This is a genomic window from Bacteroides fragilis NCTC 9343 (genome assembly GCF_000025985.1).
In the GTDB taxonomy this organism is placed as follows: Bacteria; Bacteroidota; Bacteroidia; order Bacteroidales; family Bacteroidaceae; genus Bacteroides; species Bacteroides fragilis.
This window is the reverse complement of sequence record NC_003228.3, coordinates 4,424,316-4,439,536: the sequence shown is the minus strand read 5'-3', so window position 1 is coordinate 4,439,536 and position 15,221 is coordinate 4,424,316. Positions and strand designations below refer to the sequence as shown.

The 15,221-nt window shown below is 42.4% G+C and carries 10 protein-coding genes; 7 read left to right on the top strand and 3 right to left on the bottom strand.

The window, feature by feature from the left end; genetic code table 11:
* Positions 1-310: 310 nt before the first annotated feature.
* From BF9343_RS18165 to BF9343_RS18155, 3 genes are read left to right on the top strand one after another with little or no spacing between them, the layout of a single operon-like run.
* Positions 311-2,878, top strand: a complete 2,568-nt coding sequence (locus tag BF9343_RS18165; RefSeq protein ID WP_010993556.1) for a TonB-dependent receptor family protein — start codon at positions 311-313, stop codon at positions 2,876-2,878.
* 39 nt (positions 2,879-2,917) lie between these two features.
* Positions 2,918-3,472: an RNA polymerase sigma-70 factor gene (locus BF9343_RS18160; protein WP_005791699.1), complete on the top strand. Its 555-nt coding sequence runs from the start codon at positions 2,918-2,920 to the stop codon at positions 3,470-3,472.
* The gene (locus BF9343_RS18155; RefSeq protein WP_008770240.1) at positions 3,453-4,394 is read left to right on the top strand and encodes a FecR family protein; all 942 of its coding nucleotides are present in this window, start codon (positions 3,453-3,455) and stop codon (positions 4,392-4,394) included. The genes BF9343_RS18160 and BF9343_RS18155 overlap by 20 nt, the downstream gene beginning before the upstream one ends.
* A gap of 122 nt (positions 4,395-4,516) precedes the next feature.
* Here the strand turns inward: BF9343_RS18155 and BF9343_RS18150 are convergent, their stop codons facing one another.
* Positions 4,517-5,389: a hypothetical protein gene (locus BF9343_RS18150; RefSeq protein WP_005791694.1), complete on the bottom strand. Its 873-nt coding sequence runs from the start codon at positions 5,387-5,389 to the stop codon at positions 4,517-4,519.
* Between the two features lie 186 nt (positions 5,390-5,575).
* On the opposite strand from BF9343_RS18150, the gene mdh reads away from it, so the two are divergent.
* From mdh to BF9343_RS18130, 4 genes are all read left to right on the top strand, one after another.
* The gene (mdh, locus tag BF9343_RS18145) at positions 5,576-6,517 is read left to right on the top strand and encodes a malate dehydrogenase (protein ID WP_005791692.1); all 942 of its coding nucleotides are present in this window, start codon (positions 5,576-5,578) and stop codon (positions 6,515-6,517) included.
* Between the two features lie 106 nt (positions 6,518-6,623).
* The gene (locus BF9343_RS18140; RefSeq protein ID WP_010993555.1) at positions 6,624-9,911 is read left to right on the top strand and encodes a S41 family peptidase; all 3,288 of its coding nucleotides are present in this window, start codon (positions 6,624-6,626) and stop codon (positions 9,909-9,911) included.
* 214 nt (positions 9,912-10,125) lie between these two features.
* On the top strand, positions 10,126-10,500 hold the full coding sequence (locus BF9343_RS18135; RefSeq protein ID WP_005791690.1) for a BlaI/MecI/CopY family transcriptional regulator: 375 nt from the start codon (positions 10,126-10,128) through the stop codon (positions 10,498-10,500).
* Positions 10,501-10,503: 3 nt separating this feature from the next.
* Positions 10,504-12,696, top strand: coding sequence for a M56 family metallopeptidase (locus BF9343_RS18130; RefSeq protein WP_010993554.1), 2,193 nt, complete (start codon positions 10,504-10,506; stop codon positions 12,694-12,696).
* Between the two features lie 95 nt (positions 12,697-12,791).
* Here the strand turns inward: BF9343_RS18130 and BF9343_RS18125 are convergent, their stop codons facing one another.
* Together BF9343_RS18125 and BF9343_RS18120 are read right to left on the bottom strand one after the other, a co-directional pair.
* Entirely contained in the window at positions 12,792-14,828 is a 2,037-nt protein-coding gene (locus BF9343_RS18125) for a BNR-repeat neuraminidase N-terminal domain-containing protein (RefSeq protein ID WP_005791685.1), read from the bottom strand.
* A 7-nt stretch (positions 14,829-14,835) separates the two neighbouring features.
* Entirely contained in the window at positions 14,836-15,210 is a 375-nt protein-coding gene (locus BF9343_RS18120; protein ID WP_005791682.1) for a DUF5018 domain-containing protein, read from the bottom strand.
* Positions 15,211-15,221 lie beyond the last annotated feature (11 nt).

Below are 15,221 nucleotides of genomic sequence, written 5' to 3'. Positions count from 1 at the left end.
AATAACAAACCTTTTGCATGTAAATGACTTGTTGTCTAGATTTAAAACATAAGCTTTAACACTGTGTTAAAGCAAATCTTCTCCCTACAAGAATTTAGTGCTTTGAATATCTTGTTTTTCATACGTTTAAGTGTTATCATGCCTTTTCTCTATCCAATAAGACTTAGCAGGCTGAAAGCCTGTATACTTGCTTATTTATCAACTACGGATTGATCATGTCTTTCCGGATTATTTTTTTTGTAATATTGCGTACCCGATTGCATACTTTGGTTGTAGTATAATAAACAACTAATTAAAAAATAGAAAAACAATGAATTGGGGAATACACGACAGAAGAGGCTGGATGGCTGTGGTATTATTATTGTGCGCATATCCTTTTTCGGCTCAGAATACCGGTCAAATCACGTTGGAACTTAGAAACAAGCCACTGCCTGCTGTTTTGAAACTGATTGAGAAAGCGGGGGAGAAGCATATCATTTTTTCCTATAACGAGACTGAGACTTACCATGTCACTGCCTCTATCCATCAAAGAAACGAATCGGAAGCACTTTCCATCGTTCTGAAAAGTACCCCGTTCATTTATAAAGAACGAGAAAACTATTTTGTCATTCAGAAAGGGAGCATTGACAAACGCTTGATAACTATTCGAGGAAGTGTGATTGATGAAAACAATGAACCGTTAGTTTGCGCCAATGTGCTATTGCTGGACAAAGCAGACTCTGCTTTTGTGAATGGAGTGGTTACGAATCAGGATGGTTCGTTCCGGATACCGGGTGAAGAAGGGAGAGATTATCTTTTGAAAACGTCCTACATCGGTTATCAGACTAAAATCCAACCTTGCGGTGCAATGAATAAAGTATGTCTGTTTTCCGATACCCAATTAATGAAAGAAGTGGTTATTAGTGTCGATCATCCTTTAATAGTACATAAAGATAATGGCTTATTGGCTAATGTCGTTGGTACTCCTTTAGCTAAAATGGGTTCTGCTGCAGAAATGATATCCCATCTTCCTTTTGTAACGGGAGGGGTAGGGGAATACATGGTTCTGGGACACGGGGTCCCTGTTATCTACATCAATGGCCGTAAGATACGTGATCAGGGGGAATTGGAACGTTTGCGTGCCGATGATATTTTATCGGCGGAAGTGATTACTACACCAGGAGTGGAATATGGTTCGGATGTATCTTCAGTCATTCGTATCCGCACGATCCGTCGGCGAGGACAAGGGATAAGCAGTGGATTTCGAGGTGTTTTTTCTCAGGGACATGACTATAATGCCAGTGAGAATCTATACTTGAATTACCGTACGGGTGGATTGGATTTATTTGTGAAAGGTGACTTGAAACATGGAAATTATTATCAGGAATCAATCTTAAATCAGGAAACTGACGCTTCTTCCCGATGGGAGGTCAAAGGAGGAGCTACCAGTTTTCATAAAGCTGTTTATTTCTCCGGTGAGGTAGGTTTCAACTATGAGTTGGATGACAAGAATTCTTTGGGTGCTCGATATATGCCGGGTGCAAATGTCGGTTCTGTGAATCGGACTAACCTTGGCAATAATTTTGTGTATAAGGATGGTGAAAAGATAGAAGAAATATCTTCTTTGCAGCATGCACATACTTATCCTACCTGGACTCATTCGGTGAATGGATACTATAATGGGGTGTTCGGCCAATGGAATGTGGATTTCAATGCTGATTATTTATTGGGAAAGAATAATTCCACGAATGAAGTTTTCAACAATGATGATAAAGCCGCTCAATCTGAAAATGAAGTCCGGAACTATCTGTATGCTATGCGTATGGTTGTAAAACGATCTTTCAGAAAAGGGACATTGTCGTTTGGTACCGAGGAAACGTTTACGAACAGGCACGACGTATTTGTTCAAAGTGGCTTTTCTGACAACGCCGATGATCATATCAAACAGTCTATTTATTCTGTGTTTGCCGATTATTCGTTGCATTTGGATAAATTCAATGTTGCTGTGGGGCTGCGTTATGAACATCAAAAAACGGATTATTATGAATATGGGGTTCACCAAGATGAACAAAGTCCGGTGTATAATGATATAGTTCCTGTCGCTTTAGTAGGATATGAAGATAAAGGTTGGCATGCATCCCTTTCTTATCGCTTAATAAGGAATAATCCCGACTATCACATGCTTTCAAGCTCAATTACATATTCAAGTAAATATATGTATCGTAGCGGAGATCCCCTACTGGTTCCACAAAAACACCATGTCTTTATATTGGATGCCGGATCAAGATGGGCATTTGTAAATCTCTTTTTTGATAGAACATTGGATTTATATACGAGGTTCCTCAAACCTTATAATGATGAAACCCATCCGGGAGTGTTGTTGTTTACCATGGCCTCCATACCTACTACAGATACTTATGGGATGAATCTTAATGTTTCTCCTAAAATCGGGTGCTGGCAACCGCAATTGAATGGAGGCATGTATTTTTATGATGCCGATGTTCGTTCTTTAGGGATAACCCGGCATTGGAATGAACCTCAGTTTTATTTTGAACTTGATAATAGTTTTACTTTTCCTGATGGTTGGTTTTTGAATGTGAACGGGAATATCTCGACAGCCGCCAAACAAAGCTATTCTTTGATACACAGGGAGGGTACGGTAAATGCCCGCCTGTCGAAATCATTTCTGGAAGATGCTCTGATGATAACACTTACAGCCGATGATATTTTTCATACCCGTTATCATTATATGGATGGATATGGAGTCAGAAGTCATATACTGACCCGTTCATATAATGATAATCAACGTTTTGGTATTCAGATATCTTATAAATTTAATGCAACTAAGAGTAAGTATAAAGGTACCGGTGCGGGACAGAGTGAAAAGCAGCGCCTTTAGTCTGCCTGATAAAAGAATTATCGCTAATTTTGTCGGCTTATGGCAAAATTAACGATATTCCGGTTTCGTGGACATATTTCACGGGAAGAACGCTTCAGGCAATTGTTTGTGGAGATATATCCCCGCCTGTTGCGTTATGCCATTCAGCTAATGAGCGATCGGGAAGAAGCGAAGGATATTGTTGGCGAAGTGATGGAAGAGGCTTGGAAATGTTTTGATAGACTGGAGGCGGAAACGCAGAACGCTTATTTCTATACAGCTACACGTAATACGTGCCTGAATCGGTTAAAGCACCTGCGTGTGGAACAGCAGCATTTGGATACTTTACGTGAGGTGACCCGGATGGATGTGAATACCGGATATCGGCAGCATGAGGCACAGTTGCAGCAAGCGGAAACGATTGCTTGCAGTCTGTCGGAACCGACGCGTACCATTTTGAGACTTTGTTATTGGGAGAAACTGACCTATCGGCAAGTTGCAGAACGGTTGGAAATAAGTCCGGATACGGTGAAAAAACATATTTCGAAAGCTTTACGGATTTTACGTAATGAAATGAACGGAAAGGAGGAAACAAATGGAACAGAGAGAGGATAATAAAAACGATATAGCCTCCCGTAGGCTCAAAAATCTTTTCGGAGAGGCTCTTGGTGACCTGTCTTCTGTTGAAGAGACGGAAACCGCTTGGCAGGCATTTGCCTCTCGCCGACGGCAGGAAAGAGTCCGAACTTTGGTATTCGGCTTTGCAGCAGTTACTTCCGTGGCATTACTTTTGTTTTGGGGCTTTTCTCAGGAAAACTTTCTATCCCAAGAAGTCGAAGTGTTTGCTTCTGTAAATTCGCCTGATAAATTGGTGATGACAGAGGATAAAGGGATCATTGCAGTCAGAACGCCACCCGCTGCCACTATTACTATTCATTTGCCTGACAGTACTGAAGTGCTGTTGAACGCCAATAGCCGCTTGGAATACCCGAAAGCGTTTACCGGTGATCTTCGGCGGGTAATGTTGGAAGGTGCTGCGAGATTTAATGTTCAAAGAGATACTTTACATCCCTTTATTGTAGAAACCGGGAGTTTACAAACGCGTGTATTGGGCACGGTATTTGATGTTGATTCCTATGGATGTGGTACGACTTCTAAAGTTGTGCTGTATGAAGGTTCGGTGCAAGTCAGTGATAAAGCCAATACGAAAGCCTGTAAGATAAAGCCGGGTGAACAGGTTTATCTGGATAGAGTAGGTGATATCTGTATTTCTCAGGCTGATATCTGTATGCAAAAGAGTTGGACAGAAGGTCTGTTTATCTTTGATAATGTCACTCTGAGATATGTTATGCAGGAAATCGGGGCTTGGTATAACACAAATATTGTTTTCCGTTCCCATTCTTTGCTGGAGGAACGGATTTATTTTTCTGCCAGTCGTCACCTTCCTGTCGGGGAAATATTAAATGTTTTGAATGATTTGCAAATTGCGAGATTCATAGTGGAAGGGGATAAAATAGTCGTATCACCACTATCCTGAGTTGTTGAAATGGAAAGCATTCAATGAGATAGAATTAAAGTAATAAAGAGGATGTGCCAGAAACCGGTTATTAAGTGACCGGCTTCTGGCACATCCTCTTTAAAGTATATGTTTTTAAAATTTTAGTCCAATGTGAATTTCTGCGACCCAATCATCGTTCCGTCAGCAAAAATATCTACCCGGTAGGCACCGGCATACAAGAACTCTTCTACATCCCAGAATACGTTGATGGTCTGTTCTTCTCCGTTGTATTCGATATATTTTTTGATGGAGTAGGTCAGCGTACGGTTTTCGTAAGGGAATGTGTTTGACGGGCTCTTGGTAAGCGCATCATTATCCGGCTTGGTGATTCGGATATAAAGTGTACGCTCTCCGGTTTCGGCTGTGATATTCTTTACGATGGTGAAGCCGATGGCCAGTTTCACGATATCCTTTACTTTTTTAGCCTTTTTGCCACGTTTGTTACGAGGTTCAATCCAGATATTAGTTGCGTCCAGTTGGGCGGCTAACGTAACTTTTTGATTGAGGTTTTTCTTTTCTTCAGACAAATTGTTGATCTGTCGTGAAGCGGCATTGTATTTTTGCGTTACTTCGGCTATTACTTGCTTTTGCTGGGCAGTCAGTTTGTTTAGTGAGTCAATCTGATTGATGTAACCGATCATTACTTTTCTTAGTGTTGCCAATTCTTTTTTCAGGCGTCTTATCTCTGTGGCATTGCTGCTCTTTACCGTACGGAGCTCTTCAAGAAGGCGTTGCGTTTTGACCTGTTCCTGGGCCAGCAAGTCTGCCAGAGAGTCGTTCGATACGGTCAGTTTTAATTCGTCATATTGCTGTGCGAAGCGAGTGTATTCATTTTCAAGGTCTTCTTTATCCAGTTGGAATTCCTGAACCAGTTCACGGTTAGTCTGTTTTTCAGAGAATAACAGATAGGTAAGACCGATGAGTGCAAGCACCAGAACAGATACGGCAATGATCAGCAGATTCTTTTTATTCATATTCTATAAGGTTGAATGATAAAACGCTGCAAAAGTAATCATTTCAATACAGAGTAACACAGTCTATTCACTTTTCTTTAACTAAAATTATTATGGAAAAATTTCTTTAATTTCGATTATCGTTGTACTTTTGTCGTCACGAAAACGATACGAACTAATTATCAACTTTATTAAAATATAAGTATTATGTCAAAAGTAACCGTAGTAGGCGCAGGTAACGTAGGTGCTACATGTGCAAATGTACTGGCCTTCAATGAAGTGGCAGACGAAGTAGTAATGCTGGACGTAAAAGAAGGCGTTTCAGAAGGTAAAGCAATGGATATGATGCAGACTGCTCAGTTGTTGGGTTTCGACACAACAATCGTTGGTTGCACAAATGATTATGCTCAAACTGCTAACTCTGACGTGGTTGTGATCACTTCTGGTATTCCTCGTAAACCGGGCATGACTCGTGAAGAACTGATCGGTGTAAATGCTGGTATCGTAAAATCAGTAGCAGAAAATCTTTTGAAATACTCTCCGAACGCAATCATCGTAGTTATCTCTAACCCGATGGATACAATGACTTACTTGGCATTGAAATCACTCGGATTGCCGAAAAACCGTGTAATCGGTATGGGCGGTGCTTTGGATAGCTCACGTTTCAAATATTTCTTGTCTCAGGCTTTAGGTTGCAACGCAAACGAAGTAGAAGGTATGGTGATCGGTGGTCACGGTGATACTACTATGATTCCGTTGGCTCGTCTGGCTACTTACAAAGGACAGCCGGTTAGCACATTGCTGAGCGAAGAAAAACTGAACGAAGTAGTTGCTTCTACTATGGTAGGTGGTGCTACTCTGACTAAGTTGCTGGGTACTTCTGCATGGTATGCACCGGGTGCAGCAGGAGCTTATGTAGTAGAATCTATCATCCACAACCAGAAAAAGATGGTTCCTTGCTCAGTAATGCTTGAAGGCGAATATGGCGAATCTGATCTTTGCATCGGTGTTCCTGTAATTCTGGGTAAAAACGGTATCGAAAAAATCGTTGAACTGGAACTGAATGCTGATGAAAAAGCTAAATTTGCTGCCAGTGCCGCTGCTGTTCACAAAACAAATGCTGCTTTGAAAGAAGTTGGCGCTCTCTAATCTGAATGCCGGATTTTTAATCTGAAAATAGAATATGCAGGCCTCACAACTCTTTTTACAAGGGCTGTGGGGTCTTGCTTTTTTTAATATGCTTAAATAATACAAAATGAAAAAACTCTTCATGAGTGCTGTGGCCCTTCTGTTTGCCGGAGCACTTTGGGCACAAGAGAATCCGTTGTGGATGCGTCATTGTGCTATCTCTCCCGATGGAACTACCATTGCATTCACCTACAAAGGTGACATTTTTACAGTACCCGTATCCGGTGGCAAGGCTACGCAAATCACTACCAATCCAGCTTTTGATACGACACCGATTTGGAGTCCTGATAGTAAGCAGATTGCTTTTGCTTCCGACCGCATGGGAAGTATGGACGTATTTATTGTGTCGAAAGACGGTGGAGAGCCTCGCCGTTTGACAACTTTTTCGGGGGGCGAAACTCCGGTTGCTTTTACTGATGCCGGACATATTTTATTTACTGCCGATATCATGCCTTCTACCGAAGATGCCGGATTCCCTTCAAACGGACAATTTCAGCAGATATATCAGATTCCGGTTTCGGGCGGACGTCCTGTAATGTTCTCGTCCATGCCGATGGAATGTATTTCTATAAATAAAGAAGGAACAATTCTTTATCAGGACAAGAAAGGATACGAAGATTACTGGCGCAAGCATCAGAAGTCACCGATTGCCCGTGATATCTGGATGCTCCGGCCGGGACAGACTCCGCGCTACGAAAAACAGACTACTTTCATTGGTGAAGACCGTGAACCGGTGTGGGCACCGGACGGAAAATCATTCTACTATCTGAGTGAAGAGAATGGAACGTTTAATGTTTACCAGCGTACTCCCGGTTCGGATACATCCAAGCAAGTGACTCACCACAAGCAACATCCGGTGCGCTTTCTCAGTATGGCTTCCAACGGTAACCTTTGTTATGGTTTCGATGGTGAGATCTATACGTTGGCTCCCGGCGGTAAACCGCAGAAAGTTTCTGTAAAGATTCTATCCGATAGAAATGATAAAGACCTGATTCGCCAGATTAAGACCAGTGGGGCTACCGAGATGGCTGTTTCTCCGGATGGTAAGGAAGTTGCTTTTATTCTGAGAGGAGATGTGTATGTCACTTCGGTGGAATATAAGACTACTAAACAGGTTACGAACACACCTTGCCAGGAACGGGGTATTGATTTTGCACCCGATGGGCGCACTCTGGTGTATGCTTCGGAACGTGGCGGACTCTGGCAACTCTATACTTCGACTATCGTACGGAAAGACGAAAAACAGTTCACTTATGCTACGGAATTGAAAGAAGAACGTCTGACTAATTCGGATATCGCTTCATTCAATCCGAAGTATAGTCCGGACGGAAAAGAAATCGCATTTCTTGAAAATCGTACGGCAATCCGCGTCATCAATCTTAAGACTAAGAAGGTACGTACTGTGATGGATGCACAATATCAGTATTCTTATAGTGATGGTGATCAGTGGTTTGAGTGGAGTCCCGATAGTAAATGGATTCTTTCTGAATTTATAGGTATCGGTGGTTGGAATAATAAAGACATTGTGCTTCTGAATGCCGATGGTAAAGGAGAAATGCACAATCTGACCGAGAGTGGATATTCGGATGGAAATGCAAAATGGGTGTTGGGTGGTAAAGCAATGGTGTGGTTCAGTGACCGTGCAGGCTATCGCAGTCATGGTAGTTGGGGCGCTCAGTACGATGCTTACATTATGTTCTTCGATGTAGATGCTTACGACCGTTTCCGCATGAATAAGGAAGATCTTGCTTTGCTTGAAGAGGCAGAGAAAGCTGAAAAGGCCGAGAAAGAAAAAGCAGAAAAGAAAAAGAAAGAGAATAAAAAAGACGATAAGAAAAAAGACGCCAAAGAGAAAAACAAGAAAGATGGGGATGAAGAAAAGAAAGAAGAGGTGAAACCTTTGAAGTTCGATCTCGACAATCGGTTTGACCGTATTGTACGCCTGACCGTCAATTCTTCTTTCATGGGTGATGCTGTATTGACACCGAAAGGTGATAAACTCTATTATCTGGCAGCTTTTGAAAGCGGTTATGATTTGTGGGAACATGATCTGAAAGAGAATTCTACCAAGATTCTGTTGAAAGGTGTTGGAGGCGGTTCGTTATTGCCCGATAAAAAAGGTGAGAACATCTTTATGTGTACCGGTGGGGGTATGAAGAAAATTGAGATAGCCGGTAGTAAAACAACACCGATTGCATTTGAATCTTTCTTTGATTATCAGCCGGGTGGCGAACGTGCTTATATTTTCGATCATGTGTGGCAGCAGGTCGATGATAAGTTCTATGTGAAAGATCTGCAAGGGGTAGATTGGCCTTTGTATAAGAAGAGCTATGAAAAGTTCTTGCCATATATCAATAATAACTACGATTTTGCCGAACTGCTGAGTGAGATGCTTGGTGAGTTGAACGCTTCACATACCGGAGCCCGTTATTCCGGTGCAGGAGGTGCATTGGCAACAGCAGCACTGGGTGTATTTTATGACGATACATATAACGGTGATGGGTTAAAAATAAAAGAAATTATCGAGCAAGGTCCCTTTACATTGAAAAAGACGGATGTGAAGCCGGGTTGCATTATCGAGAAAGTGGACGGTACTCTTATTAAGAAAGGTGAAGACTATTTCCCGTTATTTGAGGGGAAAGTAGGACGCAAGGTGCTGCTCTCTGTCTATGATCCTGCTACAAAGAAGCGTTTTGAAGAGACTGTGAAAGCAATCAGTTATGGCGCGCAGCGTGAATTATTGTATAAACGTTGGGTAGAACGTAATCGCAAGAAAGTAGAAGAATTGTCGGGTGGCCGTTTGGGATATGTGCATATTAAAGGTATGGACAGCCAAAGTTTCCGTAAGATGTATTCTGAATTATTGGGACGCTACCGTAATAAAGAAGCTGTAGTCGTAGATGTCCGTCATAATGGAGGTGGTTGGTTGCACGATGATGTGGTGACGCTTCTGAGTGGAAAAGAATATCAGCGTTTTGTTCCCCGCGGACAGTATATTGGTAGCGATCCGTTCAATAAATGGCTGAAGCCCTCGTGTATGCTGGTTTGTGAAGATAACTATAGTAATGCACATGGTACTCCATATGTTTACAAAACATTAGGTATCGGCAAACTTGTAGGTACTCCGGTGGCCGGAACTATGACAGCTGTGTGGTGGGAACGTCAGATCGATCCGAGTCTTGTATTTGGCATTCCGCAGGTAGGTTGTATGGATATGCAGGGTAATTATCTGGAAAACCATACACTTGAACCGGATGTGTTGATCTATAACGAGCCTGCCGCTTCGTTGAAGGGTGAAGATGCACAATTGAAAGCTGCAGTAGATTGTTTATTGAAAGAACTGCCAAAGAAATAATGATTTAACTATATTGTATATTTGAACTGAGAGGTCGTCTTATTTAAAGGCGGCCTCTTCTTATATGTGAATGTTTTATTAAATATGACTTTTATATGTGAAATACTATAAATATAGTTCTATATCTATATTTATAGTTATATATTTGTGTCATTCCATTCAGGTTGTATCCCAAATACTTGATGAATAGAAGTATAATCTAAAATTACTTGGTATGAATGAACAGAAAGAATTGACAAAAGCAGAACTCCAGATCATGCAGGTGCTTTGGCAGAAAGAAAATGCTTTTGTGAATGAAATCTTGCAGGAGCTGGAAGAACCACGTCCGGCGTATAATACAGTTTCTACCGTGTTGCGTGTGTTGCAAAACAAAGGTTTTGTAGCTTATCGTAGTTTCGGAAAGAATTATCAATATTATCCGTTGGTTTCAAAAGAGAGTTATACCAATCGTTTTATGAATCGGGTTGTGGACAACTTTTTTAGCGGTTCGGTGAAAGCAATGGTTTCGTTCTTTACCAAAAAAGAGAAAATGTCGGTGCAGGAAATCGACGAACTGATTGAAATGCTGAAGGAAAACAAAAAAGAATAAGGTATGATCGATTTTGATTATAGCGAATGGGCTATTCTTCGTTTCATAGGAGCTTCATTTGTGTTATGGCTGTGTTATTACTTGTTGTTCGATCGTAAAGCACCCTTCAACCAATGCCGGAATTATTTGCTGTTTTCGGTGTTGTTGGCCGGGGCAGTATCGGTGTTACGTATTCCGGTTTACCCGGTAGAGGTGGTGAAACCGGTAAAAATGGAACAAATAGTGGTGGCGCAGGAAGCGCAAACGGATAAAGTTTCTTTGATGCAAATAGATAATAATGGGATACAACCGGATACGCTTGCAACAGCAATGCTGACGGATGTGAATGAAGCTGTCACGCATCAGACGGAAGAAGAAATAGTCGAAGAACCTTTTTATGTTTCGTGGAATTATTGGCAAATAGCCTGGATCGTATACGGTTCGGGAGTATTTATCCTTTTGGTGCATTTATTGGTCGAAATGGTGCGGATCTGGCGTTTAAAGCGTTGGGGAACTTGTACTACGGATGCCGATGGGATTTGCATCGTACGTAACAATGAGGTCGTTTCGCCGTTCTCGTTCTACCGGATGATTTTTATCAACCGGAAATTAGAAGGCGAAGTGTTGCGTGTAGTTCTGCTTCATGAAAAGGCGCATATTCGTAATCATCACTATCGGGACACTTTATTTATTGAAGGTTTGTCTATTTTATGTTGGTTTAATCCGTTTGTCTGGCTGGTAAAACGTGAACTGCGAGCCCTCCATGAATTTCAGGTGGATCGTTGTTTGCTTTCCGGCGAGATTGAATTATTTGAATATCAAAGCATCTTATTCGAAGAGTTGATGGGATACAGCCCGAAGGTTGCAAATGGTTTTCATAATTCATTAATTAAAAAACGATTTATCATGATGAAACATCAATATAAAGAACGTTTGGCAGGGGTACGCAAGATAGCGTTGCTTCCTTTATGTATAGGTGTACTGGCTTTATTCTCTTTTACGGAAAATCCGGTGCTGGTCGAACCCGTATTGCCAATGGTATCTGTGACGATAAAGGCAGAAACTCCGAAAGTCGTATTACCCGAAGTAACAGTAGACAGTGCCGGTAATGAGAAAAACTTTTTATTGCTGGATACTCCAAAGATAGTTCACTATGTACAATCAAGGGATGCTCACATCGTTCAATCCGGGGCCGGACAGCCGCTTGCGCAAGTCTCAATTTTTGTACCGAAGGTTCTGGATACACTTTCGGCAGAGAGCTCGGATGGAACTTTTTCACAGGAGCAAAACATAAATCATACTGTGGATATCGATTTACGGGCTGATCAGGTTGTATTGTCTCGTGCTCCACGTAAAAATAATGCATATGTGCGGTTCATTGAACGGTCTAAAGAAGATACTCGTGTTACTTTGGCTATTCCAATACATTTTGACAGGCATTGGTTGCAATTTGAAAAGGGGTTGTCCATCGTTGACGAAGATTCGAAGGATGTTTACCGTATTCGTTCGGTTACCCGTGGGATTGAGTTAAACCGGGTTTATTGGGTTGTGGGGCAAGAAGGGCAAATGTTGGAATTTACTCTTGTATTTCCTCCCCTTGACCGGAAAGTAAAGACAGTAAGTATCCGGGATTGTTTTCCGGAAGAGAAAGGATTGACGCCGCCCAATGGAGGCGCATGGACGTTGGATAATCTGAAAGTTGATAATTTTCAGCCGACAGCTGTCCGTCAAGCCGAATATGACAGAGAGGGACGACCTCTACGTTCTGATAAATTGGAAGAAGTGACTCTTAATGCGAATCAGCTGTCTGTTTCTTCTCGTCACAATGGTGGAAGAACGCAGATTCAGAAGATTGAAACTTTGCCTGATAAGACGTTGGTTGTTTTGAGTGTACCTATTCATTATGATCGTAATTGGTTAGTCATCAATAAAGGATTGTGTATAGTAGATTGCAAGACTGGTGATGAATATCCGGTTCTGGAAGAAGCACATGGCATTGAAATGAATAAATTGCTGTGGGTGGAAGGTTGTCAGGGGAGCTCTGTTTTACTGACACTTGTGTTTCCAAAACTTCCCAAGAGGGTAAAAACGATTGATTTCTATAACAAGTATCCGGATGCGGGAATTATTTCGCCGACTAACGGAAGCAGTTGGAACTGGTGGAAAATCAAGATAAAAGATTATCAGAAAGAACCCTATAAACGCGTGATTTTGTAGCATGGTGTTCTTATGCTGATAGATTAGGCACGGATGATGCGGATTTCACAAGATTATAAATATCTGTTTTTCGGCTACATCCGTGCCTGTTATTTTTATTCCACTTCGAATACGGTCAGTACTGCTGCATGGTCTGATGCCCATACATAGTCTATTTCAGGAGCAGTACGTACGATCTTGGAAGATAATACTTTGAGTCCTCCTTTATAATAAATGAAGTCAATGCGGGACATTTGCATTTGCCCGTAAATGGCTGCAACTGTACCTCCCTGATAAGCAACTTCGTCGGGATTCTTCTCGCGGAAGCTGTCCTTGAAGCCATTCTCCAGCATATAACGAGAGGCCGGGAAAGCTACCGGACCATATCCGTGGTGTAATGGTTTAGCCCGTTCGGTCCAGTCAAGATGGCTGCACGAGTTAAAATCTCCGGTGACAATGACTGGCATGTCCGTTTCAAGGTTCGGGGCTATATCCTTGGTATAGATGTTTCGGATATCGGGTAATGCCAATATGGAATCTTCTGCAACCCATACAGAGGGGTCGAGACCTTTTTCAGCATAGCCGCTAGTATATTCCGGGCGGTAAGCATAGCGCAACCAGCAGTCAACAAACATTATCCGCTTACCATTCGGTAAGGTGATTTTGGCAGGATTCGATTTGAAAGGTTCTCTCCAGGCGATTGCTTCCAATGGGAAACGGCTATACATGGCCAGGTTATCTTTGAGAGAATGTGTCTTGAGGTGGTATCCTAGCGAATCTGCCAGCATTTGTTGGATGCCATAAGCTTCTTGCATCATGATAACGTCTGCACGACTGCTTCGAATCAGATCGAGTACTCGTTGTTGGCCTTCGTTACCCAGATGGATACCTCCGTGCCAGATGTTCCATTGGAGTACTTTTACTATATTGGATTGTGTTTGGTTGTTGCAAGTCACTTGTTTACGTACTTCTTCGGCAGATGTTTCGGGAATAATTTTTTTCCCGTTCAACTTGAAGAAAGGTACTGAGGCATATAAGGTATGTCCGGGAGTTGCTTTGGAGCGGACATCGAATGTGAGAAGAAAATAGTTGATGCCCGGTTGCAGCAGAATCTCTTCTCCGTGAGTGGGACGGAGTGTCAATGACTGTTCGGGAGTATGTCCGTTGCCGAACAGCTCTTTGCGCTGTGTGGAACGTGCTTCACTACCGGTAGAATAGATATGGATTTGCTCAATGTCTGCAAGGTCGGTAGTTCCGGTGAAGTCAAGTTTCAGTTCCGTTAGTTTCAGTGGGTTTTTGGAACCTTGTACGGCAATCCTCAGTTTTAGCGCCTGGTCGTTTTTACTTCCCTGATCAGCATCCCATTCACTTTGGATAATCACGGCATTGAACAACTGTTGGTTTCCGTCAAACTCTTTAAAAGCAGGGTTGTCGTTGGGGACTGCATGTGCCAGTGGAGCTTTTTCGTTGTATTTGTTACGTCCGTTACGGATGTGATAAGCCTGATGTCCTTTACCTACCCAATTGACAGATGTTTCATCTTTCAGGTCATCGAAGTTATAATATCCCCACAAAGATTTAAATGCCGGGTGAGTGGCTTCTACCGGACGGTTCATCCAACGACGGATGGTTTGCTCCGGAAGTGCGCTGCGCCAGACACGTACTTCGTCGATTAATCCCCCGAAAGTATAATATACGTCATGCACTCCGATGGCTCCGGGAAGAATAGCTGTCGCCGTGTCAGCTTTGTCTACTTGTTTACCGTCAAGATAGAGGATGGTTTGCTTTCCGTCACAGGTCAGTGCCACGTGATGCCATTGGTCATCCAGTGTTTGGGGTGATGAGAGATTGGCACGGCTAGAGTGAATCTTGCCTTCTTTCACAACCAAAGGCAGATAATCCACCCAGTTCAGTTCACTATATTCTCCTCCTCCGATGATCACTTCGAGACTATCCCATTGGCAATCATCCCCTTTAATCCAGGATTCCAGTGTCCACGAAGGTTCCAATATTCCCATACCTGTCCGTACGTTATTATCTTTCCCGTCGAGGTGGAGGGCGAGGTTAGACTTTCCGCCTTTTAAGGCGGAAAGTGCACCCTGCATCTGCAGAGAGGAGCAGATGCAGAGGATAAGTATTATTACATATTTCATTATGCGGTTACTTGGTTTTGAAAATTACGGTCCATGGTTTCGAACGTTTGCCACTGGCCGAGGTTACAGTAAATTCTTTGTTCAGCCCGCTCCAGTCCTGATAACCTCCGAGTGCGGGAGACAAGGTAGCTCCGGAAGAGAGGGTGCAGGTGGCAAAGACATTGGACAGATCGGTACCTTCATCTACCGTAATGGTAACGACTCCTTCATCCGAAAGAATAACAGGAGTACCGACTTCTTCTTTATCCTGATTATAAACTTTAAATGTCAATATCTCCGTTTTATCATAATTCGGTACGTCCGGTATGTCGGGTTGTTCACATGAAACAAAGAGGCAGCCGGCAATGAAGCAGCAAATCAGTATAGAAATTATCTTATTCATAATTATGCTAT

Bases quoted from the DNA above. Each gene is read 5' to 3' on its own strand.
- BF9343_RS18165 (WP_010993556.1), top strand. From the start codon at position 311: ATGAATTGGGGAATACACGACAGAAGAGGCTGGATGGCTGTGGTATTA.
- BF9343_RS18140 (WP_010993555.1), top strand. From the start codon at position 6,624: ATGAAAAAACTCTTCATGAGTGCTGTGGCCCTTCTGTTTGCCGGAGCA.
- BF9343_RS18130 (WP_010993554.1), top strand. From the start codon at position 10,504: ATGATCGATTTTGATTATAGCGAATGGGCTATTCTTCGTTTCATAGGA.
- BF9343_RS18125 (WP_005791685.1), bottom strand. From the start codon at position 14,828: ATGAAATATGTAATAATACTTATCCTCTGCATCTGCTCCTCTCTGCAG.
- mdh (WP_005791692.1), top strand. From the start codon at position 5,576: ATGTCAAAAGTAACCGTAGTAGGCGCAGGTAACGTAGGTGCTACATGT.
- BF9343_RS18135 (WP_005791690.1), top strand. From the start codon at position 10,126: ATGAATGAACAGAAAGAATTGACAAAAGCAGAACTCCAGATCATGCAG.
- BF9343_RS18160 (WP_005791699.1), top strand. From the start codon at position 2,918: ATGGCAAAATTAACGATATTCCGGTTTCGTGGACATATTTCACGGGAA.
- BF9343_RS18120 (WP_005791682.1), bottom strand. From the start codon at position 15,210: ATGAATAAGATAATTTCTATACTGATTTGCTGCTTCATTGCCGGCTGC.
- BF9343_RS18150 (WP_005791694.1), bottom strand. From the start codon at position 5,389: ATGAATAAAAAGAATCTGCTGATCATTGCCGTATCTGTTCTGGTGCTT.
- BF9343_RS18155 (WP_008770240.1), top strand. From the start codon at position 3,453: ATGGAACAGAGAGAGGATAATAAAAACGATATAGCCTCCCGTAGGCTC.